16 protein-coding genes and 5 pseudogenes are annotated in these 23,266 nt (G+C 54.0%); 5 read left to right on the top strand and 16 right to left on the bottom strand.

The window, feature by feature from the left end; all coding sequences use genetic code 11:
• The first annotated feature begins 90 nt into the window (after positions 1-90).
• A complete protein-coding gene (locus tag J5289_RS28085) occupies positions 91-570 on the top strand; it encodes a winged helix-turn-helix domain-containing protein (protein WP_209208116.1) in 480 nt (159 codons plus the stop codon).
• Between the two features lie 491 nt (positions 571-1,061).
• Here the strand turns inward: J5289_RS28085 and J5289_RS28080 are convergent, their stop codons facing one another.
• Positions 1,062-1,880 (bottom strand): IS5 family transposase, encoded by an 819-nt coding sequence (locus tag J5289_RS28080; protein ID WP_219276561.1) that lies wholly within the window; start codon positions 1,878-1,880, stop codon positions 1,062-1,064.
• A gap of 92 nt (positions 1,881-1,972) precedes the next feature.
• Positions 1,973-2,794 (bottom strand): annotated as a pseudogene (locus tag J5289_RS28075) (IS110 family transposase); the annotation flags it as partial.
• A gap of 210 nt (positions 2,795-3,004) precedes the next feature.
• Here J5289_RS28075 and J5289_RS28070 point away from each other — a divergent pair.
• Positions 3,005-4,126, top strand: a complete 1,122-nt coding sequence (locus J5289_RS28070) for an IS110 family transposase (protein WP_209208105.1) — start codon at positions 3,005-3,007, stop codon at positions 4,124-4,126.
• Between the two features lie 256 nt (positions 4,127-4,382).
• A pseudogene (locus J5289_RS28065) lies at positions 4,383-4,895 on the top strand (IS630 family transposase); the annotation flags it as partial.
• 295 nt (positions 4,896-5,190) lie between these two features.
• On the opposite strand, the gene J5289_RS28060 reads toward J5289_RS28065, so the two are convergent.
• The 7 genes and pseudogenes from J5289_RS28060 to J5289_RS28030 all read right to left on the bottom strand — a co-directional run bounded on the left by J5289_RS28060 (position 5,191) and on the right by J5289_RS28030 (position 12,735).
• Entirely contained in the window at positions 5,191-6,225 is a 1,035-nt protein-coding gene (locus tag J5289_RS28060; protein ID WP_209207781.1) for an IS110 family transposase, read from the bottom strand.
• Positions 6,226-6,451: 226 nt separating this feature from the next.
• Positions 6,452-6,673 (bottom strand): annotated as a pseudogene (locus J5289_RS28055) (transposase); the annotation flags it as partial.
• Between the two features lie 6 nt (positions 6,674-6,679).
• A pseudogene (locus J5289_RS28050) lies at positions 6,680-6,875 on the bottom strand (IS630 family transposase); the annotation flags it as partial.
• Positions 6,876-6,913: 38 nt separating this feature from the next.
• Positions 6,914-8,002, bottom strand: a pseudogene (locus J5289_RS28045) (IS3 family transposase).
• A 258-nt stretch (positions 8,003-8,260) separates the two neighbouring features.
• On the bottom strand, positions 8,261-9,601 hold the full coding sequence (locus tag J5289_RS28040; RefSeq protein ID WP_209207782.1) for an amidase family protein: 1,341 nt from the start codon (positions 9,599-9,601) through the stop codon (positions 8,261-8,263).
• Between the two features lie 40 nt (positions 9,602-9,641).
• Entirely contained in the window at positions 9,642-11,327 is a 1,686-nt protein-coding gene (locus tag J5289_RS28035; protein WP_209207783.1) for an NAD(P)/FAD-dependent oxidoreductase, read from the bottom strand.
• A gap of 1,009 nt (positions 11,328-12,336) precedes the next feature.
• Positions 12,337-12,735, bottom strand: coding sequence for a hypothetical protein (locus tag J5289_RS28030; RefSeq protein ID WP_209207784.1), 399 nt, complete (start codon positions 12,733-12,735; stop codon positions 12,337-12,339).
• Between the two features lie 900 nt (positions 12,736-13,635).
• Between J5289_RS28030 and J5289_RS28025 the strand changes: the two genes are divergently transcribed.
• Positions 13,636-14,142 carry an HAD hydrolase family protein gene (locus J5289_RS28025; protein ID WP_209207785.1) on the top strand — a complete coding sequence of 169 codons (507 nt, stop codon included), beginning with the start codon at positions 13,636-13,638 and terminating at the stop codon, positions 14,140-14,142.
• 516 nt (positions 14,143-14,658) lie between these two features.
• On the opposite strand, the gene J5289_RS28020 is transcribed toward J5289_RS28025, so the two are convergent.
• From J5289_RS28020 to J5289_RS27990, 7 genes are all read right to left on the bottom strand, one after another.
• A complete protein-coding gene (locus J5289_RS28020) occupies positions 14,659-16,338 on the bottom strand; it encodes a dihydroxyacetone kinase subunit DhaK (RefSeq protein ID WP_209207786.1) in 1,680 nt (559 codons plus the stop codon).
• 11 nt (positions 16,339-16,349) lie between these two features.
• Complete coding sequence (locus J5289_RS28015) at positions 16,350-17,345, bottom strand: ABC transporter ATP-binding protein (protein ID WP_209207787.1); 996 nt, start codon at positions 17,343-17,345, stop codon at positions 16,350-16,352.
• Entirely contained in the window at positions 17,338-18,435 is a 1,098-nt protein-coding gene (locus tag J5289_RS28010; protein ID WP_209207788.1) for an ABC transporter ATP-binding protein, read from the bottom strand. The genes J5289_RS28015 and J5289_RS28010 overlap by 8 nt, the downstream gene beginning before the upstream one ends.
• Positions 18,436-18,439: 4 nt before the next feature.
• Positions 18,440-18,628, bottom strand: coding sequence for a hypothetical protein (locus tag J5289_RS28005; protein WP_209207789.1), 189 nt, complete (start codon positions 18,626-18,628; stop codon positions 18,440-18,442).
• Positions 18,625-19,566: a carbohydrate ABC transporter permease gene (locus J5289_RS28000; RefSeq protein WP_209207790.1), complete on the bottom strand. Its 942-nt coding sequence runs from the start codon at positions 19,564-19,566 to the stop codon at positions 18,625-18,627. Before J5289_RS28000 ends, J5289_RS28005 begins: the two co-directional genes overlap by 4 nt.
• A complete protein-coding gene (locus J5289_RS27995) occupies positions 19,563-20,510 on the bottom strand; it encodes a carbohydrate ABC transporter permease (protein WP_209207791.1) in 948 nt (315 codons plus the stop codon). Before J5289_RS27995 ends, J5289_RS28000 begins: the two co-directional genes overlap by 4 nt.
• Before the next feature lie 103 nt (positions 20,511-20,613).
• Positions 20,614-21,948, bottom strand: coding sequence for an ABC transporter substrate-binding protein (locus J5289_RS27990; RefSeq protein WP_209207792.1), 1,335 nt, complete (start codon positions 21,946-21,948; stop codon positions 20,614-20,616).
• 255 nt (positions 21,949-22,203) lie between these two features.
• Between J5289_RS27990 and J5289_RS27985 the strand changes: the two genes are divergently transcribed.
• A complete protein-coding gene (locus tag J5289_RS27985) occupies positions 22,204-23,226 on the top strand; it encodes a LacI family DNA-binding transcriptional regulator (RefSeq protein WP_209207793.1) in 1,023 nt (340 codons plus the stop codon).
• Positions 23,227-23,266: the final 40 nt, after the last annotated feature.

The raw sequence follows: 23,266 nt of genomic DNA, 5'->3' as shown, positions 1-23,266 counted from the left end.
CACAACACCACATCTTGGCACATTGCGATGCCGTTTTGGGAGGGCGGCAACCACCCCATCTGAATCTGTGGAGCAAACAGGAGGTTTGCGATGGGTTCAGCGCTTTCATTGCGGTCGGATTTCGACGGGGTCAGGTTGCGGCGGCTAGCTCGTCAGACGCGCGATGCCGATCAGGCGCGGCGGCTTCTTTCGCTCGCATCGATCTATGACGGCGGCTCACGCGCCGATGCCGCTCGGCTCGGCAGCGTGACAGTTCAGATCGTGCGCGACTGGGTGGTGCGCTTCAATGCTCGCGGTCCCGACGGACTGATCAACGGCAAGGCTCCGGGAAAGCCTTCTCTCCTGAATGACGAACAGCGATCGGCCTTGGCGAAAGCCATCGTGCGCGGACCGACACCCTATCTAGATGGCGTCGTTCGGTGGCGTCTGTGTGATCTGGCCCAATGGATTTGGGAAGAGTTCCGCATTTCGGTGAGCGAGGAGACCCTTGGCCGGGAAGTGCGTGCCATGGGCTATCGCAAGCTCTCGGCTCGCCCAAGGCATCATGCGCAGGATCCGGAGGCGGCCTAGGCATTTAAAAACGTATGGCTCGCCCCGTCTGCAAGCGCTTTATGATCGATGTTTGAACAAGTCTGCGCCAACGTATCCGGTCTCAGGGAAAACCCTGGCCAAGATGGAGCTCCGCGCATTTCGATCCTCATAACTTCCTCGGCGGCTTGCGCCATTTTTTTAACCAGGATTTCGAAATGCCGTTCGACAGTCAGGCCATCTTTCACAACCACATGCAGATATCTTCAGCAGCGTCCGCCAGCGGCGATCGTTGCTGATTATTTGGTTATGCTTGGATTATCGAACCCAAGCCGTTTTCTTTGTAGGGACGGCCGCTTTGCAACACAGCCCACACGATACGCGCTAACTTTGCTGCGAGTGCAACGATCACTTTGTTCTTGTGAGCGCGACCAAGTAGACCCCGTAACCAGTCGCCAAGAGGCGTCGCAGATTTGGAAAGCATTGGAAGAGCTGCGCGCGCGCCGTGGATGATCATCTTTCTTAGAGTCTGTTCAAGAAAGCGGGTATCGAGCGAGCCTTCTTGTCATGAGCTTGATCATTGCTGTTTGGATGAAGGCTAGGCTTGTGGCCGAGAAACGCTCGAAATCCTTTGCCATTCGGCGGTTTATGCCGAGCCACGCCAGCGTTCGTTCGACAATCCATCGCTTTGGTAGCACCTGGAAACCGGCCTGGTTTCGTTTGATAATCTCCATCGGTCGCGGGCTGGCCTCTTCTACTGTTGTGCCCTGATAGCCGCCGTCGCCGCAGATTTTCTCGATAAAGGGAAAACGGTTGGCGAGCCTGTCGAAAACAAGTGCTGCTCCATCACGATCCTGAATTCCTGCCGAGTGGACCTCGGCTTTCAGAAGCATGCCAAGAGTATCGACCAGAATGTGCCGCTTGCGGCCCTTGATCTTCTTACCCGCATCATAGCCGATATCGAGACGAGCATCCGGGCCGGTCTTCACTGATTGGCTATCGATGATGGCAAATGACGGTTGCTCTTCTCGCCCCTCAAGCTGCCGCGTTCGGCAGTAGAGCGCGTCATGGATACGACGCCACGTCCCGTCCCGGCAAAACCGTTTGAAATAATGGTAGACCGTGCTCTTCGGTGGAAAATCATGCGGCAGCAATGCCCATTGGCAGCCTGACTGCAGCAGATAAAAAATCGCGTCCATCACCGCCCGAAGCGACGTCTTGCGTCTGCGGCCCAGTCGAGGCTGCCTCGGCATGAGGGGCTCGATCAAGCTCCACTCACGGTCATTCAGATCACTTGCGTAGCGCATGCGGCTTCTGTCATGGTGACGCCGGGTGAAGGGTGTCCAGGCCATTCGATCTCTCCGTATTTGTCGCAAAATACAAAGAATCTGATTGCCGCCCTTCACTCAACCCCGCGCACGCCCGCCATTCTTGAACAGACACTTAGATATCCATTTCCTCGTTTGGTGATACCAAGCAATTTCGGTTTCCCCCCGGTTGTTATCTGTCGTGGCACAAGGCCTAGCCAAGCCGCCAGGTCTCTGCCGCGTCCAAAGGTTTGCGCATCCCCAACTGACGCAACCAACGCAGTTGCGTTCAGAGGTCCAATGCCGGGGATAGTGGCTAGAAGCCGGCATGGCTGATCAGACCGGGCATGGGCTTTGAATTCATCGTCAAATGCTGCGATGCGGCGGTCCATCTCACTCCACTGTGCACGCATATCCGCTATGAGGGTTATTGTCCGGCGACTGAGGGCGGGCTTTCCTTCATCAGTTTTCATGTCAAGCCAGATCTCGAGCTTACGACGACCTTGCGGAACGGTAAGGCCGCGCTCCAAGAGGATCGCTCGCAGTTGGTTGATCAAAGCAGTCCGTTCCGCGACGAGACGGTCACGCGCACGGTGGAGGGTCTGCATATCCAACTGGTTTTCGTCCTTGATTTCCACGAAACGCATCGTCGGACGCGTAGCCGCTTCCGCTATTCCCTCTGCGTCGCGGTCATCATTCTTTTGAGCCTTTATGTAAGGACGCACATATTCGGGTGACATCAGACGAACATCATGACCTTGAGACTGAAGTTGCCGACCAACATGGTGGGCGCCACAGCACGCTTCCATCGCCATTATGCACGTCGGCAGAGTTGAGCCGAGTTTGATGACACCCTCTCGACGCAACCGTCGCCGAAGTACGACTTGGCCACGCTCGTCAAGTCCAACCACACTGCAGCTATTCTTTCCAAGATCAATTCCTAACACAGCTATCTGCATTGCTCTGCTCCTTGTTAAGTCTCTTCATGCAAAATGCACGATGTGGGAGGGAGGGGCGAGCCATTCCATAACTTCACCGCCGCTGTGGCAGAAATCGCCGCCGGTCCCGCCAAGGGCAAAGTGATCGAAATCTGGTTTCAGATGCTATGAGGGCGGACACCAGCTGACCTCCAGGTCATAATGCGGCGTCCACAAACTAAGGAGCCGATCATGTCATTTACCAGTGATACTATCCTCGTTGCTCTCGAACTCAGTAACTCCCTGTGGCTTGTTGGCACTCGCGAGGCGGGTGCCCGGAGCAGCCAGATGCACCGCGTCAGTGCTGGCGATACCGCGACGCTACTGCGGTTATTGAATGGGCTGCGGGCAAGCGGACAGGAGCAAGGTACCCTGTCGCCCATTGCGGTTTGCTTCGAGGCGGGACGTGATGGATTTTGGCTTCATCGTCTACTGATGGCGCAAGATATTCCGACGTATGTGGTGGAGCCAACGAGCATTCTGGTAAATCGAAGGGCGAAACGAGCAAAGACCGATCGTCTGGATGCCGAAGGAATGTTGCGTGTTCTCGCCGCCTACATCGCAGGAGATAGCCAGATATGCAGCATGGTGCGCGTACCAACCCCTGATGAGGAGGATGGCAAACGGGTGCATCGAGAGCGAGATTATCTCGTGCAGGAGCGAACTCGGATCGAAAATCGCATATCAGCTCTCCTTTTCACCCAGGGTATCCGCGCACGGCCATCACTGCGCAGCTGGGAGCGAGACATGGCGCTTCTTGAGACCGGCGACGGACGCAAGCTGCCACAACATCTTACTTCGGAGTTGAACCGATTACGTCGCCGCCTGGTCCTTGTCCGTGAGCTGATCAGCGAGCTTGACAACGAGCGCGATGAACACCTGACGGCTACGTCAGGCGATGCGATCACCACGAAGGTGACCGCTCTAAGCGAGATTTATGGCATTGGTGACAACTTCGCAGCGGTGCTGACACGCGAGGTCTTCTATCGCCATTTTGGAAATAGAAAACAGTTGGCGAGTTACGTCGGCCTTGCGCCCATGCCGCATCAAAGTGGCAATGTCGATAGAGACCGGCGCATCGGTCGAGCAGGCAATGCTCGAGCGCGAAAGACATTGGTCCAGGCAGCTTGGCTTTGGCTGCGGTATCAGCCGAAAAGTGACCTCAGTTCGTGGTTCCACCAGAGGGTCGGCAATTTGAAAGGGCGAGCCCGCCGCATCGCGATCGTCGCGATGGCACGCAAGCTTCTGATCGCGCTCTGGCGCTATACTGAGAGCGGCGAAATCCCGGCCGGAGCCGTTCTCCGAGCAGCATAGAAATCACAGCCAGCATTTGCTGGCTGTGCGAGGAGCACGACCGTCTTCCTCACTGGTCTAAAAAACCGCGTTTCAGGTTGGTCGTGCTCAATGGGGCTTGCCTCGTGCATGAGGCATTATGGTTACAGGTTCCACGTTGAACCCGACCGCATGTAAGGTTACGCAGCCAAGGCTGCCGCACAGCGCCGCCCCAAACTCGCAATGATTGTCTGGAATTGGAGGGTGGAAAAACATGGCAAGATAACGGTTGACGCGCGAACTCTCATGTAAGGATGAAGCCCGGATAGGCCAGAAGAACAAGATCACCCGCCGCTGGGCCAAGCGGGGAACAAGGCCGTCCGCACCGCACGACCAGCGAACCCGATCGGCCTATATCTTCGGTGCCATCTGTCCCAAACAGGGCAAGGCTGCCGCTCTCGTCATGCCGTGGTGCGACACCCATGCCATGAACCAGCACCTCATCGAGATATCCCGCAATGTCGCCGATAACGCACACGCCGTGCTCATCATGGACCAAGCCGGATGGCATATGTCCAACAATCTCGTCGTCCCAGGAAACATCACCATCCTGCCACTGCCGCCCAAATCACCTGAATTGAACCCCGTTGAAAACATTTGGCAATTCATGAGGGACAACTGGCTCTCAAACCGCGTCTTCAAGTCCTACGAGGATATCGTCGATCACTGCTGTTACGCTTGGAGAACGCTCCAGCAACGTCCATGGAAGATCATGTCAATTGGCCGACGCCATTGGGCGCAAGGGTTCTGATCAATGACGGTTGGTTCTCTACATTTGGCTGCTGCGTCAAGTTTTTTGTTCGCTTTGTCTTTATCCAATCCGGTTGAAGCATAACAAGCGTCCCATGGTTCTCTTCGGTGTGCGGTCTATCCATTTCCACCACCACTATCCGGGGCTTTTCGCTTCATATCCAGGGGCCGATGCAGTGTATTAAACGCGGTCTTCGATCCGCATCCAACTGTCTCGCATTCGTCCGTCCCGGTCCGGTCGCTTCACCTCATGGACATTGAGGACTTTATCCGCGAACGAACTTCAAAAAACGGTTCTAAAAGGCTTTGCCGCTCGGCACGGCTTGGAAATGATCTTCCCTCTTCCAAAGCCCAAGCAGCAGGACGGCCAATTTGCGTGCCACCGCCGTTCGCGCCCGCTTTGGGCCCAATCGTTTCGCTAACTTCAACCCCCAGCTCCGCAAGGTGGACGGCGCGGTCACCGTTGTCAGGAGACAACCCGCTGCCTCATATAGATAGTGCCGCAACATATCGTCGCCCTGTTTGGAGATCGAGCCTGTCACATCTCGATCGCCCGACTGGTACCTTTTTGGTGTCAGGCCAACGTAAGAACCGATTGATCGGCTTTTTCCAAAACGTCGCGGATCTTCCACCGTCGCCACGAAGGCTAGGGAAGTCAGCGGTCCGACGCCAGGCACCGACATCAGATGCCAGCACGGCTTCGATGCGGCCGTTATTTGCCGCACCTTCTTATCCAGGCCGGCCAATTCCACCTCAACCCGTGCAAGCGTATCAAGAAGTGCCGCAATCCCGATATACAGAGCATCATGTCGGTTGCAGGAAGATCGCACCTCCTCATCGAACCGCTTACCTCCGGCTCGAGCCGAAATCTTGATGCCGAACGGCCGCAGCAGCCCACGAACTTGTCCATAAAGCTGGCGCTTGACGTTGACGAGTTGCTCACGCGCGCCCAACAGCGCCTTTAGCCGATGACTTTCCATGGTCTTCACATGTACCGCAGAATACCAGCCGCTCGCCAGCATCTCGGCAAGTGCCTGCGCGTCCGCCTTGTCGGTCTTCTCAGGCCGCGCCTTCAGGGCATCGGCCGCCCGCCGCGCATCCATGCAGATGATAGGAAAGCCAAGATCCTTCAGTTCATGGTAGAGCCAGGGCGCTAGCGACCCTGTCTCAAGCCCGACCTTCACCAGATGGTCTTTCCATCTCTTCAGTCGCTCGGCGATCATCGACGGCTGCGTATCCGCGCTCCCGCGCCACACCACTCGGCGATCTTGATCCATAACGCAAATGTGTGTGCTCTTGAGGCTGACGTCCAATCCAACGTAATATTGCATCGCTGCTCTCCTAAGGTCTTTGACAAACCAAGGCGGATGTTCTCATCAGCCGAGGGGAGCAGCAACCTCATGTATGGGATGTATTACCTCCAACGCTCACGACCACGTCTCTTAAACGCAGCCGCTTGGAGTGGTTTGAGCCCAGCTCCTGAAAGCCGAACCCGAGGGGCCAACCCTCATCACTATCGCAGCTTCAAGCACACAGTTTGTCAGGCCATATAGACCATCCTTTCCGCGCGCTCTGCAGCACACTGTCGTCGCCATGAAGTCGCTCAGCAGCCGGAGCATGTGCTTCGATCAACGAATGGATTGGCTTCAGCGCCGCGGCACATGCTCCGACTTGGTCGGCCAATGTCGATAAGCCAAGGTCGACGCCCTAGCGGACATAGCGTTCGCTCTGGCGATTGAGCGGCTGGTGCTGGGCGAACTTCTCAAACAGAATCATCGCAGCGAACAAGCGCCCAACCATCTCATCGAGCGTCACATCCTTACGGTCATCGATCAACGCGATAACGAATTCCTCGTGGGCATCAACGGCCGATGGTCGTCGCCAGCCTTGTGGCCGAGGCCTTAACTCGCCCTGTCGCCCTGTCGCCCTGTCGCGCTCTCGCGATCCAGCGGATCGCGGTCGAAATTCCAACGCCGAAACGGTAATCCCCCCGTTTCTAACGGGGCTCGGCAGTAGAATTCACGCAGCCATTTTCAGTTTCTGTGCGGGCGTGATGCCGCCAATGCCCATATTGGGCCGTTCGTTGTTATAGGTCCATAGCCATTGTGTGGCGAATTCCTGTGCCTCCTCGATGCTTACGATGATGTATTGGTCGAGCCATTCGTGCCGGACGGTGCGATTGTAGCGCTCAACATAGGCGTTCTGTTGCGGCTTGCCTGGCTGGATATGGTTCAAGGCGATGCCTTGGTTCTCAGCCCATTCCATGAGTTTGCCGCTGATATATTCCGGGCCATTGTCGACACGGATGGCGAACGGTTTTCCCCGCCATTCGATGATTTGGTTGAGGCTCCGGATGACGCGCTCGGCAGGTAGCGAAAAATCCACCTCGATGCCCAGCCCCTCCCGGTTGAAGTCGTCCAGGACGTTGAGCAGCCGGAACTGCCTACCGTCCTCCAGGCGGTCTGCCATGAAGTCCATCGACCACACCATGTTCGGCGCTTCTGGCACAGCCAAGGCATCGGGCTTGTCCCGCTTCAATCGCTTGCGTGGCTTGATCCTGAGGTTCAATTCCAGTTCGCGGTAGATGCGATAGACCCGTTTATGGTTCCAACGGTGCCCCTGAACATTCCGCAGGTAAAGGAAGCAAAGGCCGAAGCCCCATGTCTTCTTTGCCCGCGTCAACCCGATGAGGAGATCGGCGATCTGCTCGTTCTCGTCATTCAGCTTGGCGCTGTAACGATAGCAGGTCTCGCTGACCTCGAAGGTGCGGCAGGCCAACGCAATGCTGACCCCACGTAGCGCCACTGTTTTCGCAGCCATCTCCCGGCGTTGAGATGGCTGCGTCATTTTTTTCCGAGAGCCTCCTTCAGCAGTTCTGCCTGCATGCTCATCTCGGCATACATTTTCTTCAGCCGACGGTTCTCATCCTCTAAAGCCTTCATCTGGCTAATCATCGACGCATCCATGCCGCCATATTTGGAACGCCATTTGTAAAAGGACGCCGTGCTCATTCCATGTTCCCGGCAAAGCTCGGGCACCGGCACCCCACCCATCCGCCTGGCGAAGGATGGCAAGGATTTGGGGTTCGCTAAATCTGCTCGTCTTCATCAAAATCTCCTCGTTCATATTGCCGAGAAAATTCTACTTTTGAAGCCCGTTAATTGCCGGGGGGATTACCAAACGAGCCGCAGCCTGTCGGGCCGACATGCCCGACGCCGACGCTTTCAATACTCGTATTCGCAGATCATCGCTCAAGGCCTGTCCCATGATCCACCTCTCCGTTGCGGATGTTGAATCAGCTTAGGCCGGCGACGTCACATCACAATCGATTCATTGATCACAGCATGTGCTCTAATTCTTCAAGCCTTACTTATAGCTTATCACTTTCTCGAGACCCGTGGTAGCTTCCAAGAGGTATCGATCTTTCCCACATGCAGCATCAAAGCTTAACCCTACTGGGAGAGCGCCTTTAGGAGCAACCGGGATAGTAATCGACGGAAGCGCCGCGTTACTGGCGAGGTCGGTGTTTCTGATGCACTCAGCAAAGATGTCTGGGTGCGCGGCCTCAGAAACAAGCGGTACCGCTTGGGGGACCGTCGGATAAGCTAGCAGATCAATATCGTCCAAGTCAAAAAGCGCATTAATTTTCCGCCGCAATCGTCCGACATTGGAAATTGCCTCAGCATAATTCGCGGGCGCAATTAGCCCACCACCCAAGTGCGCATGAATTATACCGCGAACGTTCTCGTCGCGAATATCCTCGAAAACCTCAGAAATTTTTTCTTCCCAACCTAGCGAGACTAATGTCCTTGGGAAGTCCAAGAAGAATTCGTAGAGCGGGACCGTAAAGGTGATCGTCCGGCTCAGTTCAAGTATCGAGGTATCGTCTACCTCCACGCATTGATGTTCGACAGACTTTAAGCTATCAATTGCTGCACGGCAAACCGACTTGACGTCGGCGTCGAGCCCGGTCCATAGTGAAGACGGCAAGCCTATTCGCAAAGGCGACTTATCAGGAGCCGTCATCGGTTCGTCCGATGAGAGATGGCTATAGACAAAAAGGGCATCTGCCGCACTTCGAGTCAGCAAACCGGGCGAATCTTTGGTTCTCGATACCGGAATGATGCCGGACGATGACCATCTCCCGCTTGTGGGCCTGAAACCGGTGATGCCGCAAAAAGATGCAGGTATCCTTACCGAACCACCAGTATCGGTACCAACTGCCAACAACACAATTCCTGCAGCCACAGCGGCAGCACCCCCACCACTGCTACCTCCAGCGCAATAGCCAGGCGCTGCCGGGTTTCCTACGGTTCCCCATTGGGCATTTACCGACGTGATACCAAAACTCAGCTCGTGCATGTTGTTCTTGCCGGAGACCACCGCTCCCAAGGCTTTCAGCTGCCTGACAATTTCAGCATCACGCGGAGCGATGCAGGCCGCCATTGCTGACGTCCCGACGGTGACCGGTTGCCCTTCAACACAGATGTTATCTTTGAAAGAGACCGGTATCCCAAAAAGTGGAGCGTCCACACAGGCCGCATCCGGCTTGGTAAAAGATTGCTCAATGCCACGTTCTTGGATGAAACAATTGAGCTGACTGTGTCGCAGCATCGCTGCTAATGTCGATTCTCTGATTTCCAACACCGAAGTTTCCCTGGCGTGTATTTGATGGCAAATCTTCTCGATATTAGACGTTGCAAACATTTAAGTAGCCTTATTTGAAGGAAGATAAATCTACCGGTTCTCAATATCGATAAGCGGAATCCATCTCATCAATAGGGTTCCCCTGTAAGAGTTGGCCGCCACAGCTGCGTATGACAGCACACGCGGCATTCAAGCCCGTTTGTACTGCGCCCTCAACCCAGCCGCCGGTAAAGGAGCATCCACATCCTGCTAGATAAAGACCCGTGTCTTCTTCCGGTCTTTTTGCGGTAGCAAATTGGAAAAATAGCCGCTGTGAAAAGATGTCTTCCCCAGGATAATTGAGCTTAAAAGCACCTACTGCATAGGGATCCATTAGCCAATCGTGCTGCAGGACGTGACGTTCATAGTCACCTTTCGCCGGAACTAAATGGCGGGCGAAATCACCGCAAACTGTGGCCAGATCATCGACTAGACGCTGGCACCTTTCTTTTTTGTCCAGGATGGAAAGCATTTTGTTTGCATCATCTTCCCATGTGTAGCTTAACAGGACCACGCCCTTACCATCAGGTTTATCTGGCTGATAGTCTAAGCAGTAGACCCCCCTAGCAAGGCCGTCAGACAGGATAGTTGTCGGCAAGCCCTCTTTTAACCAGAACTTGCTTTCCGTAAGCATAAACAGCTTGGAAGATCCGGTAAGGTGGGTCCGTCTGACCGCTCGCAAAACCTCATTGTTAAGAAATGTTTCATCCGTCGTAAGACGATGGGCCAGTTCCATGGTCCGATTGCTTGTGGTGACGATGACGCGGTCAAAGGGCTCGACCTGCCCTCCTGAGCATGTCACAAGTATCTGGCCACCCTGTTTGGAGATACCGCTGACATGACCGTTGCGCACACGCTGCCGCAAACTCAGACCGTGAAATTCCTGTTCAGCAAACCGTTTCACTAACAGGGAAATCCCTCCAATAATCATGCGCTGGTCGTCCTCGTACCCGTTGATCACCAGACGCAGTATCTCGGTAAAGGCGGCTTGGTACACAGGTAAAAAGCCTCCAGATCCAATCCCCAGAGATCCGAAAAGCTCAAAGTCTTCTGGCCTTTTCCAGGGAACGCGCCCTGGCGGCCGCGGTCCGGTAAAGATGGTGACCAAGGCTGAATAAAAGGAGGCGTCGCGAAACGAATCCAGCCAAGCCTGCCAAGCCTCACGAGCCTCGTCAAAGCGGCGCGACCGAAGCAACTTTGTGATTTTAGCCGGCGCGAGCAGTTGAATACCTTCGTGTACGTAACCGTCGTTTATCAAAGCTTGCCATCCTTGATGAACGCGCCCGAACAAAGGTGGCGGAGGCCCGCCAGCCTGCCATAGGTAACGCTCACCTCGGTAATGTATCTCAGTATCCACGATGCCCGGATCGGGAAATGAAGCTGCGGTATCTATCCCGAATTTGTCCAGATAATAAAACAGACAGGTCGCGCTGGAAGGAAAGCGCATAGCACCCATCTCGGCAATGAGATTCGGTTCGAGCGGATCGAAGATTTGTGACCAAGCCCTTCCACCCATGCGATCTCGCGCCTCAAACAGCACGAGATCTGTCACCCCGGCCCGCAAAAGTTCAGTCGCCGCCACCAAGCCACTGATGCCAGCGCCCACAATGCCGACTCGGGGACGGCGGCTGTTTTGGGCAACGCTCCCAATACGACCTTCACAATCCCTCAATCGCAAAAACGATCCATAATCATAAAGGAGATCGATACTCGGTAATGAAGCTGTTGGGATAGTACTGTTCAGCATATTGCTCTCCGATGATGACAATGTTTTCTCGAAAGCCAGTTTCGCCTCGGAATGCCTGCCCCTTAAATCGGTACGCAGCGGTTACAGCTTAAAGGTGGCTGCTCATACGGCGTCACAATCAGCGACGTGTTTCCAGGAAGAAGCTTCCCCTTGCCTACTGAGCGATAGCGGATCTCGCCCACCGAAGTTGCCACAGCGCATGTATTGATCAGTCGCAATCGTAAGAGTAAAGGTATTCGAACTAGAAAATAAAGTATATGGGGAATTAAATATAGCAATTTATCTATTCGACACCATCGCAGAGGGCGTCCTGCGTTGCAATACGAATAAAAATATTGATATATATGCACCATTAATATAAGATTATTGATTTTTATCCTTAATTCAAGAGGTTTCCTTTTGCAATTTTGTTTCATTTGACATCGAGTCGGACTCGAAAAGTCGTCTATGATCTCGATACCTTGCAAGTGTCCGGGTTATCAGGCGAATGCGGGCAATCACAATCCATACCTCTGGGGAGGCGCACGGATGCACGGATGCGACATTCCAATATATCCTGTCAAGTCAGGCATTTTGGGGAAATAGCAAATTGAGTTTGGTATCTCCTAATTTAAAAACGTCGACCTTCTCATCTGTTTAAGCCGATACGGCAGTGCAGGATATGTAGTCTAACCACCCTTAAATGAGTAGGCGGTACTTCAGAACTTCAATTGTAACAATTCGGATTAACGCCGCCTGCAAGATCCCCGGAAGCACCTCGTCGACAGCTATTTTCGGAACCGTAGCGGGCCAAACGACAGAGCGGACGCCATAGTCTACTAAACGCTTAAACATGCATTCAAATGCGGATACCGTGTACGATAAAATAAATATTCTTGTCTCAAAATTAATTTGCAATTTATACAACAGCCCCAAACATACTGAAAATCATCAAATAAAAATGATATAAAACCAGCCCAGACTTGGCCAAATGCATTTTATTCTAGGCTTCGATTTGAATTGTAGACATTTAGTTTTTAATTTTGGCTTTGATACGATCAATCAAAAGACCGAGGAAATCACGATCGGCGAACGAATTCTTGACATAGACGAACCAAATGAAAAATCTCGCAAGCTTATCAAGATCTCCAATGACAGGGTAGCCGGGGCGAGTCTTTGAAATCATTATGCCTCTTTCTGCGGCCTGAAGCAAAGCACCGTCATGATTGGATTCAAGCCCAAGGGCAATCCAGCGGGCTATCGGCCAAGCAGTTTTTTGCTCATTGAAATGGTCCGCAAGATCTTGACCTTCACCGGAAAAATCAACGATGTGGGATGACTTGATCCGCTTCGCTGCTTTGCGTGCTTCCTTATTCTCTTTCAACTTTTCCTTCAAACGCTCCCAGTTCACGGCGAACTTGATCTGCATAAACAGGCCATCAAAAATTAAATATTGAGAAGGAAAAAATAAAGATTTAAATATCGGTTGAATACGTTCTCTTTGTTGTCAAAAATGAATGTAGTAGTTTCAGGACCGATCATTGCTACAATATCAGCCGTATCCGGCGATGAACTTGCGGAAGCCATGTTAGTTTGGTTTTTATGATAAGAAGGTTGTACCGGTAAACTGAATTTATAGCGATGTTAGGACGTTTGTATCGTAAGCCCTTACGTCACGCGATAAGACTTGCTGGCAAATCTTATCTGCAAAGCTATATGGTATGGATGTAGGCGATTTAAAAGCCCTCCAATTCAAACAACCAAGTCAAATGACTCCAAAAACATCCTGCGACTTAGCTGTACCACATGAATTAATGTTTCAATCAAACGCTATCGAGAACAGAAATTTTCAAAAAATGCTATACCTAAATTTCTCGCTGGGACCGTATGTCCAAGTCATAAAATGACGTAAGCGCATATGTCATCAAGTAGAATAGAGCATCCAGCTGTCTATAAATGAGTTATTCACGTCTTATTTCTCATCAACTCCCATTATCCGGCCCCATATACAATCTTAAACACTCTTTGATATGGCGTCTCTTCTTACACGCTGCTTGGACATGGACTTGCCTGAGATTACGCAGAAGGCCAAGAAGGTGTTTTATTTTATCATTTCGAATTAAATTATTCTTATAGATACGTACTGACTTGGTGTTTTTGACAGCTGGCTTTTGCTCTTGATATCGATGGAACCATAACTCCACCCGGTGCAAATGTTGGCCAGAGAGCCCTTAGAGTTCTCGCAACGATCCCCGATCAGACTTTTCTTATTACCGCGCAGGCTGAAGATTACGTTCAAAGGATTGGGGTAGGAGACCATCCCAATCTCGTGACCGAGAAGGGCATGATGATAAAGATCGACGACCGGGTCATTCATCGGGCATCTAGCCCTGCTGAAGTCCACAATTTCACCGAGCAGATGGAAAGCCTTATCAGCAGCTTGAGTTATCCCTTTATCCTCAACAAAAAGACTGCTGGTTATGCCGTCGGCTGGGAAGAAGGTGTTGATGAAGCCAAACATCAGCAGGTTCGTGAACTGATGGACAATCAGGTGTCGGAGAGCTGCCAAAAATTCATTGTGGACGCAACTGCTGGCTTCCTTGATCTCACTCTCAGGGATCTCAGCAAGGCCCAGGCGCTGAAAACTGTGATGGAGAGGGTCCAAGGCAAGACCTGGATCGCTTGTGGCGATAGTGCCAACACTGATGGTCCGATGCTTGTTCAGGCAGGTAGCGGTATCATGGTAGAGAAAAGCTTCGGCCAATTTCCAGTCGCTGATGGATATGAAGACATCCTGGAGGTTCTGGAAATAGTTGCAGAAATGGTCGGAAAATGATGTCGCATATCTGCTCCGGTTGTGTGGTTTCGAGCTATGTCTTGTTGTTTTTCTTGTATTCCGATGTGATGTATTTCCCTTTCATACACCAGTCCTTTTATAAATAAAGCTCAATTTTATTGTTTAATATATGGCTTATTTCGTTGGGTCAATTATTCCATTCTTAAATATAATCAATAAATTAATTGATAACCACACAGAAATTTCATGTTTAAAAATTCAAAACAAAATTATATTACTTAAATATTTCCATCCATAAGAAAATCTTGTATACCGACATCAAAATTCAATTATATTGATATGTAAATATGTTTGCCATCATTGCTGATCCGCATTTGCCGAGCCCGCCAGGGCTCGGCAAATGCGAAAGAGAAGCAATGATGGCAAACATATTTTACATATCAATACATCCTGCCAGTAGAAGCAATTGCTGGAGCCCGATGATAGGATCGATTTTTTCTGATCCAAACAGGTGCCAAATTCCATGTGCGTGTGCGTCTGCGTCTGCGACGATTATCACCCTGTCACGCTCATAGCGACGGTCTTTTCGCCAGCTGATTGACCGTCGAAGTCGGGCCGCACCGCCAGGTACTCGAACAGTCGGGCAACGGCCTCTGCCCCGGGATCGACATGACCTTCCAATTGCTTTGCATTGACATATGCGGCACGTCCCGCCTTTGCGTGGATAAGTGTTGCCGTTAGGTCAGCTCCTGCACGTGCTGCTTTAGCTGCGGGGGCGAAACCTTGTTCGAGTGCGTCGAGTGCAGGCAAGAGAGCATCGACCATTGTCCGGTCGCCAAGCCGCGCGCCACCAATCTCCTGCATTCTATAGAGGCCGGCCTTTAATGCATCGCGGATCGTCAGCCCACTTGATGCACCATCACCAGCGGCAGCAAAGAAAATCGCGAGGAGCACACCCGATGATCCGCCCATGGTCTGGCTGAGTTCCTGGCCCATGGCCCGGAAGAGTTGCGTATGATCGGATAGTGGGAGGCGATCGAGCGCACCGATCAGGGCGCGCGCAGCGCTGGACAATGTTGAGCCGGTGTCGCCGTCACCAGACTTGGCGTCCAGGGCATTCAGATCCTTTTCCGCCTCTATGAGAAGCGAGCAGCAATCATGGAGGAACTCACGGGTGGCTTTGTGCTGGGACGGAATAGGCGCGATTGGCGTCAAACCGTCGGGCAGAGCGAGGATAGAGACGGGTTTGACGGCCGCAAGCCCCGGCCATGCTGGAAGGTCCACCGGTGCCTGCAGAAGCGCCAGTTCTGCCGTTTCGGCAGGAAATACCGAGATCGAAAATCCCTGCATGTCGAGTGACGTCATCAACTGCGCCGGACCAATGATGTGAGTAATCTTGCTGCCGATCTTAGATTGGATCAGCTCATAAATCACTACCGACATCTCCAGGATCGAGGTGCCGCCAAGGTTGTTGACGAGGGCCACGTGAGGTTTATCTGACATCGACGCAGCGAGGCGATCGACCATTGCGGCCACAGCGCCCTTTGCACCTGAATATTCGATCTGCTCGACGCCGGCTTCGCCGTGAATCCCAAGACCGAGCTCGGCGTGCCCTTCGGGGATCCGATTCTCCTTGGGAGAGCCAGGGACTGTGCAGGTGTCGAGCGATATGCCGATCGAGCTCGTGTTCTGGATTACACGGCGTGCGGCCTTGATAACCGCGTCTAGATCCGCACCGCTTTCCGCCACGGCACCCGCGATCTTGTGGACGAGAAGTGTTCCTGCCACACCCCGAGCCTGAGGGAGTTCCGGCAGCGCGATGTCGTCGTCGACGATGACCATGCTGACGTTCAAGCCGTATGCGCGCGCGCGTTCGGCTGCAAGCCCGAAGTTAAGGCGGTCACCGGTATAGTTCTTTACGATGAGCAAGCAGCCCGCTGGTCCTGTGACAGCCAGGATACCGGCAAGGATCGCGTCAACGCTGGGCGATGCAAAAACATCACCGCAAACGGCGGCGGTCAGCATTCCCCTGCCAACGAAGCCGGCATGTGCGGGCTCATGGCCTGATCCACCGCCGGAGACGAGCGCCACCTTGCTCTTGTCCCAATCGGATCGGACGATGACACGGATGTGCGGATATCCGTCCAGACGGACGAGTGCACCGCCAGATGCTGCGAGCACTCCCTCCAGCGCTTCCGTGACCGCATTTTCCCTGCTGTTGAGGAACTGTGACATTATTGTCTCCCTTAAACTAAGCGCATGCCGTCCACATCGAAGTAGAGCGGCTTGTTTGGCTTGATCTTGATGGTTTCGCCGCCCTTGAGTTCGGTATGGGCGTCGGTGACGGTGATAAGGTTGTGCGCCTTGAACATGAGATGGAGGCGGGTCTGATCGCCCAGATGTTCGACGCGGGTTACTGTCGCATCCTGACCATCACACTGACCGATATGTTCCGGCCGCAAGCCAATGGATTTGGCCTTTGCCGGCGCACCGGGAAAGAGTTCCGCAGGGACGACATTAATGCGTGGCTGCCCGAGGCGGGTCGCCGCATACAGGCTGACAGGTTGTTCGTAGATCTCTCGTGGAGAGCCGAACTGGACAAGCTTGCCGTTCTGGAGGACGCCGACATGGGTTGCCATCGTCATCGCTTCGACCTGATCGTGGGTGACATAGAGCAAAGTCGCACCCGATTTGGCCTGGATGCTCTTGAGCTCGATGCGAAGATCGGATCGGAGCTTGGCGACGAGCGAACTTAAAGGCTCATCCATCAGGTAGATCTGCGGGTTTCTGACCAACGCGCGTCCGATGGACACACGTTGCATTTCGCCACCCGAAAGGGCTGTCGCCTTGTTATCGAGCTTGTGTGAGATCTGCAGGATTTCTGCAATCGCCTTCACTTTCTCGTTTATGACATTTTGCGGTGTCTTCAGCAGCGGCGACTTCAATGGGAATTCCAGGTTCTGGCGCACCGAGAGATGCGGATAGAGGGAATACTGCTGGAAGACCATTGCGACATTGCGCTGCGCGGGCGTGAGACCGCGCATTGAGCGTTCGCCAATGATAACATCACCGCTGTCGGGCGTGTCCAGCCCGGAAACCATTCGCAATGTCGTTGTCTTGCCGGCACCTGTCGGGCCGAGAAGAACGACAAACGATCCATCCGGGACGACCATCGAAACGCCGTCGAGGGCGCGATGGCCGGCGAATGACTTGTTTATGCTTTTCAGGATGACTTCAGCCACGACGCAGCACTCCTTCATTGGCCTCGGAGATAAGGGCGTTTCCGCTTGCCGAGTCGAAGATGGTCAAGGTTTTGGTATCGAAATCGAGACCAATCAGTTCATCGACACGGGCGGACTGGTTCGAGCGGGTTCGAGCCTTGATTGCTCCGTGTGCGGTATCGATTGTGACGATCTGGGTCGTACCGAGATATTCGGTGGCGACCACACGGCCCCGAAACGATGAATCATCCCTGAACCTGACATGTTCGGGTCTCACACCAAGCGCGAGCTTCCCTTGGCGTTCGTCTCGGGAGGCTGGAACCTTCACGTCGTACCCGCAGAGGCTAACCTGATTACCACCGGCTGCCATTACGCCTTCAAATTCCAAGAAATTCATGGGTGGCGAGCCGATGAACTTGGCGACGAACTTCGTCGCCGGCCAGTCATAGATCTGTTGAGGTTTGCCGAATTGCTCGACGACCCCGTGGTTCATCACAACGATCTTGTCGCCCATCTGCATGGCTTCCAGCTGATCATGTGTCACGTAAACAGTGGTGGCGCCCATGCGATCATGCAGAGCGCGCAGCTCTTCCGCCATGTGCTCACGAAATTCAGCGTCGAGTGCGCCGAGCGGCTCGTCCATAAAGAATGCTTTCGGGTTGCGCACAATGGCACGGCCGAGTGCGACGCGCTGGCGATCGCCGCCGGATAGGCCGCCGACGGGTTTGTCGAGGATGCTCTCGATTTGCAGGATCTTCGCCACCTCGGCGACACGCTTGGTGACCTCCGGCTCGCGCATGCCCTGGCTGACCAGGGGATAGGAAATGTTCCTGCGGACGTTCATATGGGGATAAAGAGCGAACATCTGGAAGACGAAGGCGATATCCCGCTCGCTTGCCCTTTTCATGCCGACCTCTTCGCCGCCGATGTAAATTTCGCCGCTGGTTGGAAGCTCAAGGCCGGCCATCATTCGCAAAGTGGTCGTCTTGCCGCATCCAGAAGGGCCGAGAAGCATGAAGAACTCTCCGTCCTCCACGGTGAAGGTGGAAGACTTGACCGCGTTGAATGCCCCAAAATCCTTGCGCACATTCTGAATTCTGATCTGTGCCATGGGTTCACTCCAGGAAATGGCTGACGATGATGAACATCACTGTGCCCACAAGCGTCACGATGAATGAGTAGGAGTAGAGCGATAGGGACAGTGGCTGCATCAACATGACGACGCCAAGCGTAATCAGGATGGATGCCAGCATTTCCCATGCGTCGCGCCGAAGACGAAACAGGCGATTGAGAAAGATCGTCATTTGCGAACCGCTCCGAAGGTGATGCCGCGCAAAAGATGTTTGCGAAGCAGGATGGTGAAGACCATGACCGGAACCAGGAAGATCGTTGCTCCGGCGGCCACTGCCGGCCAATCCTGGCCGCTGACGCCGATGATGGTCGGGATGAACGGCGGTGCTGTCTGCGCATTGCCTGAGGTCAGGAGAACGGCAAAGGCATATTCGTTCCATGCGAAGATCAGGCAGAAGATTGCGGTTGAGACGATGCCGGTAACGGCCTGCGGCAGCACGACTTTGTAAAAGGCCTGGAAGCGCGTGTAGCCATCGATGAGGGCAGCTTCTTCGTATTCGATCGGGATCTCGTCGATGAAGCCCTTGAGCAGCCACACGGACAGGGACAGGTTGACCGCTGTATAGAGCAGGATCATACCAGCATGCGTGTCGCTGAGGCCCATTGAGCGGAACATCAGGAAAATTGGGATGGCGACGGCGATCGGCGGCATCATGCGTGTCGAAAGAATGAAGAACAGCAGGTCGTCCTTAAACGGTACCTTGAACCGCGAGAAGGCATAGGCAGCGGCCGTGCCGAGAGCGATACAAAGTACGGTAGAACTAAACGCGATGATGACGGAGTTCGTGAACCGCTCGGCAAAACGGGACGCACCCGTAATGACCACACCTTCTTTACGAACCAGTTTGTCGTACCAGGTCGTCGGCTCTCCGAGCGCCTTGAGTTGCTCCTCAGGAACACGGGTACGCGTGGTGAAGAGGTTGACATATCCTTCGACCGTCGGTTCGAAGATCATTTTGGGGGGATAGGCGATCGCGTCTGCAGGCGATTTGAACCCCGTGCCGATGATCCACAAAAGCGGAAGGAGTGTGATTGCGGCGTAGAGGATAACCAGAATACCGGCAAACCACTTCTGACGCCCCAAAGGCTCGGTTACGGAATAGCTGCTCATCTCTGTTTCACCTTGTTCAGAGCTTTGACGTAGATCGACGCCAGGCCGAATACGGTAACGAATAGAACGACGGCATAGGCGGACGCATAGCCAGTTCGCCACTGCTCGAAAGCGGCGCGCTTCAGGTTGATCGAGGTCAGTTCGGTGATCGAACCGGGACCGCCGCCCGTCAACTGGACCACCAGATCGAACATCTTGAAATTTTCGATGCCGCGGAAGAGAACCGCCAGCATCAGGAACGGCAGCACCATTGGAATGGTGATCGTCCAGAACTGGCGCCACTTGCTCGCACGGTCGCATTCGGCCGCCTCATAGATGCTGCCCGGAATGGAACGCAGGCCGGCAAGGCAGATCAGCATCACGAAGGGCGTCCACATCCAGGTATCGACGATGACGATCGCCCAGGGCGCCAAAGACGTACTTGCAATCATCGAGAAGCTGGAGGGTTCGTTCCCTGTGAGGAAGCCAACCACGTAATTGAACAAGCCTATTTGCGGCTGATAAAGGAAAGTCCAGAAGTTGCCGACAACCGCGGGACTCAGCATCATCGGAAGCACGATGATCGTCGTCCAGAGGTCATTGCCGCGGAATTTCTTGTTGATCAGATAGGCAAGCGAAAAGCCGATCAGCACCTGCAGGACGATGGTCCAGATCAGGAAATGCGCGGTCGCCTGCATGCTCTGCCAGATATCGTTGTCCGTCAGAATGCTGATGTAATTGCGCCAGCCGACGAACTCGACAGGTGCGTTGGGCCGGTTGACCCTGATATTCGTGAAACTAAGCCTGATCGTCCAAATCAATGGAAAGATGTTGATGGCGAGTAGCAAGACGATCGAGGGCGCTACAAAAATCCAGGCTATGGCGCGATCAGAAAGACCTTTGACGCGTGCCGCGATTGCGCGCGGAGTCGCGCTGGCGACCCGGTCGATCGGTGAATGGAGCATGTCCGTCTCCTTGGCATAGATATGAGTGGTGGGCAGGACCGGCACGCTCCGCGTGGCCGGCCCTGCAGTGACGCTTACCGCTGGGAGGAAGCGTGTATAAGCGTCAGTATTTGCCTTCGTCCTCGAAGACGGCCTTCCAATCCTTGGCCAGGCCATCCAGGGCTTCCTTCGCGGTACCTTGGTTTGCAACCACATAGTCGTGGAAGCGCTCCTGCGATGCCTGGAGAAGAGAAGCGTAAGACGGTTCGGCCCAGAAATCCTTCACGATCGCCATCGAATTAAGGAACGGCTTTGCATAAGGCTGGCTGGAGGCGAAGCTGGGATCCTCAACCACCGCCTGCAGGGCGGAATAGCCGCCGAGCTTCCACCATGTCTGCTGGATGTTGGGCTGGCCGAACCACTTGATGTAATCGAGAGCTTCCTTCTGTTTTTCGGAGGCCGCAACGACAGAAATGCCCTGGCCGCCGAGCTGGGCAAACTGCGCGCCCTTCGGGCCGGCCGGGTTGGGGAAGTAGCCCGACTTGTCGCCGCCGACATTGGCGTCAGCGTTGATGCCCGGCCATGTAAAGGTGAAGTTCATCTGCAGCGCCACCTGACCGGACCGGTAGGCGTCGACGTCCTGGGTCATGTACGCGTCGGAGTGGCCCGGCGGCGTGCAGCAATCGTAGAGCTTTTTGTATTCTTCAAGGCCGGCAACCGCGTCCGGTGAGTTCACGAAGCCATCGAGATCATAAGGCTTGTTCGGATTCTGATATTCGAAACCGTAGCTGTAAAGCGCGTTCATGGCGCCCATCGTAATACCTTCGGAACCACGTTCCGTGTAGATCGCTGCGCCATAGACCTTCTTACCGTCGATCTCACGACCCTGGAAGAATGTCGCGATGTCGACCAAATCGTTCCAGTTCTTCGGAACCGCAAGATCGCGTCCATATCTCTGCTTGAAGTCGGCCTGGATGTCGGGGCGCTCGAACCAATCCTTGCGGTAGGTCCAGCCGACCACGTCACCGAACGCCGGCATTGCCCAATAGTTGGGTGAGTTCTTCGGCCATTCCGCGTAACCAACGACGGTCGCGGGGATGAAGTCCTCCATCTTGATTCCTTCCTTTTCGAAGAAATCATTGAGCTTGACGTATTGGCCATTCTCGGCCGCGCCGCCAAGCCACTGGCTGTCGCCGATCAGGAGGTCACAGAGTTTTCCGCCGGAATTCAACTCGTTGAGCATACGGTCGGCAAAGTTGGGCCATGGCACGAATTCGAAGTGCATCTTGTTGCCGCTCTTCTCCTCGAAATCCTTACTGAGCTCCACCAGAGCGTTGGCGGGATCCCATGCCGCCCAACACAAAGTAAGATCAGCGGCCTGCGCGTCAGAAGCCGATGCCATAACCACAGCGGTATACATCCCGGCAGCAAGTGCCGAGCACGAGAAAAGGGACTTCATTGGTATCCTCCCGTTGACCTCTCGACCTCCATCGAGAGGAATAGAAACGTTACGACAAGGGCGCAGCGGTTTGAAAAGCGCTGTAGCCGAGTTGGTCGACTTTCCGTTCAGGTTTGGCCATTCGGGCCATCACGAAACCTTAATAACTGAGGTGCGCACCTCAGCGCAAGAAGATTTTGAGGTCCGCACATCAATTCTTGCATTTCTCGTCAATTCAGAGGAAATGGAAGTGATCAAATCGTTTTAGGAGTTGGCATGCGGCCGACAGCAAAAGACCTCGCAGAGGCTGCGGGCGTCAGCCTCGCGACGGTCGACCGCGTATTGAACGGTCGGCCTAACGTGAGCAAGAAAGCCGTAAGGCAAGTCAACGAAGCCATCCATCGGATTGGCTTTGTTCCTAACCCCGCAGCCGTGAGCCTCGCACGCAATAAAAGCTATCGATTTCGTTTTGTCCTGCCAAACTCGGGCGATCTGTACCTCCGAGAGCTTATAAGGCGCGTAGAGGAATTGAAATCAGCGCTACAGGGCGATCTCACTTACCTCGATTACATCCAGATCGCGACTGACGACGCACATGGCGTTGCGAAGTATCTTAGCAGAGCCGAGGAAGACGATATTGACGGCTTAGCACTGATGGCGCCGGAGTCGCCCCAGGTACGCGATGCAGTCGCTCGTCTCCTTAGACGTAACATCAAGGTCATTCAGTTCCTATCCGGGCAAGAGAAACTCGCCACAGCCGATTTTGTCGGTGTGGACAACTTTGCAGCGGGAGCCACGGCCGGAAAATTGATTGGCAGGCTTTCCTTTCACAGGCAGGGCAAGGTGATGGTTGTCGCTGAGAGGATGCAATCTCTGGACAGCATCCAGCGGCGCCACGGCTTCGACAGCGTCATAAATCAGCATTTCCCCGATATCAGAGCTCTTCCGTCCATCGAAACGCACGCCGATGAACGTCGTGCAAACCAGATCATCGAGCGAGTCCTCGAGAACAACAAGGATATTATCGCGGTCTACGTATTGAGTGCTGAGGCCCGGGTGCCGCTTTCGGCGATCGCCGCACATTCAGATCTTTCTAACCTCACGGTAGTGGTCCACGAACGCACGATCTTCACTGAAGAGGCACTGCGCGACGACCGCATTGACGCGGTCATCGCGCAGGATCCGGGCCACGCCGTTCGCAGCGCAGTACGCATCATGCGAGCACGCGCCGATGCCAAGGAGCCGTTGGCGGCGCAAGAGAAGATCAGAATCGAAATTCTTTTAAAAGAAAACCTTTAAATTCTGCCTCCTCGGTTCGCGATTTCCTTTAGTTGAGGTG

The organism is Rhizobium sp. B230/85, from assembly GCF_019355735.1.
GTDB classification, from domain to species: Bacteria; Pseudomonadota; Alphaproteobacteria; order Rhizobiales; family Rhizobiaceae; genus Rhizobium; species Rhizobium rhododendri.
This window is presented reverse-complemented; position numbering and strand designations above follow the sequence as displayed.

What these genes read in the sequence shown, in the direction of transcription:
- J5289_RS28085 (WP_209208116.1), top strand. Translation starts at nt 91, where the DNA reads ATGGGTTCAGCGCTTTCATTGCGGTCGGATTTCGACGGGGTCAGGTTG.
- J5289_RS28080 (WP_219276561.1), bottom strand. Translation starts at nt 1,880, where the DNA reads ATGGCCTGGACACCCTTCACCCGGCGTCACCATGACAGAAGCCGCATG.
- J5289_RS28070 (WP_209208105.1), top strand. Translation starts at nt 3,005, where the DNA reads ATGTCATTTACCAGTGATACTATCCTCGTTGCTCTCGAACTCAGTAAC.
- J5289_RS28060 (WP_209207781.1), bottom strand. Translation starts at nt 6,225, where the DNA reads ATGCAATATTACGTTGGATTGGACGTCAGCCTCAAGAGCACACACATT.
- J5289_RS28040 (WP_209207782.1), bottom strand. Translation starts at nt 9,601, where the DNA reads ATGTTTGCAACGTCTAATATCGAGAAGATTTGCCATCAAATACACGCC.
- J5289_RS28035 (WP_209207783.1), bottom strand. Translation starts at nt 11,327, where the DNA reads ATGCTGAACAGTACTATCCCAACAGCTTCATTACCGAGTATCGATCTC.
- J5289_RS28030 (WP_209207784.1), bottom strand. Translation starts at nt 12,735, where the DNA reads ATGCAGATCAAGTTCGCCGTGAACTGGGAGCGTTTGAAGGAAAAGTTG.
- J5289_RS28020 (WP_209207786.1), bottom strand. Translation starts at nt 16,338, where the DNA reads ATGTCACAGTTCCTCAACAGCAGGGAAAATGCGGTCACGGAAGCGCTG.
- J5289_RS28010 (WP_209207788.1), bottom strand. Translation starts at nt 18,435, where the DNA reads ATGGCACAGATCAGAATTCAGAATGTGCGCAAGGATTTTGGGGCATTC.
- J5289_RS28005 (WP_209207789.1), bottom strand. Translation starts at nt 18,628, where the DNA reads ATGACGATCTTTCTCAATCGCCTGTTTCGTCTTCGGCGCGACGCATGG.
- J5289_RS28000 (WP_209207790.1), bottom strand. Translation starts at nt 19,566, where the DNA reads ATGAGCAGCTATTCCGTAACCGAGCCTTTGGGGCGTCAGAAGTGGTTT.
- J5289_RS27995 (WP_209207791.1), bottom strand. Translation starts at nt 20,510, where the DNA reads ATGCTCCATTCACCGATCGACCGGGTCGCCAGCGCGACTCCGCGCGCA.
- J5289_RS27990 (WP_209207792.1), bottom strand. Translation starts at nt 21,948, where the DNA reads ATGAAGTCCCTTTTCTCGTGCTCGGCACTTGCTGCCGGGATGTATACC.
- J5289_RS27985 (WP_209207793.1), top strand. Translation starts at nt 22,204, where the DNA reads ATGCGGCCGACAGCAAAAGACCTCGCAGAGGCTGCGGGCGTCAGCCTC.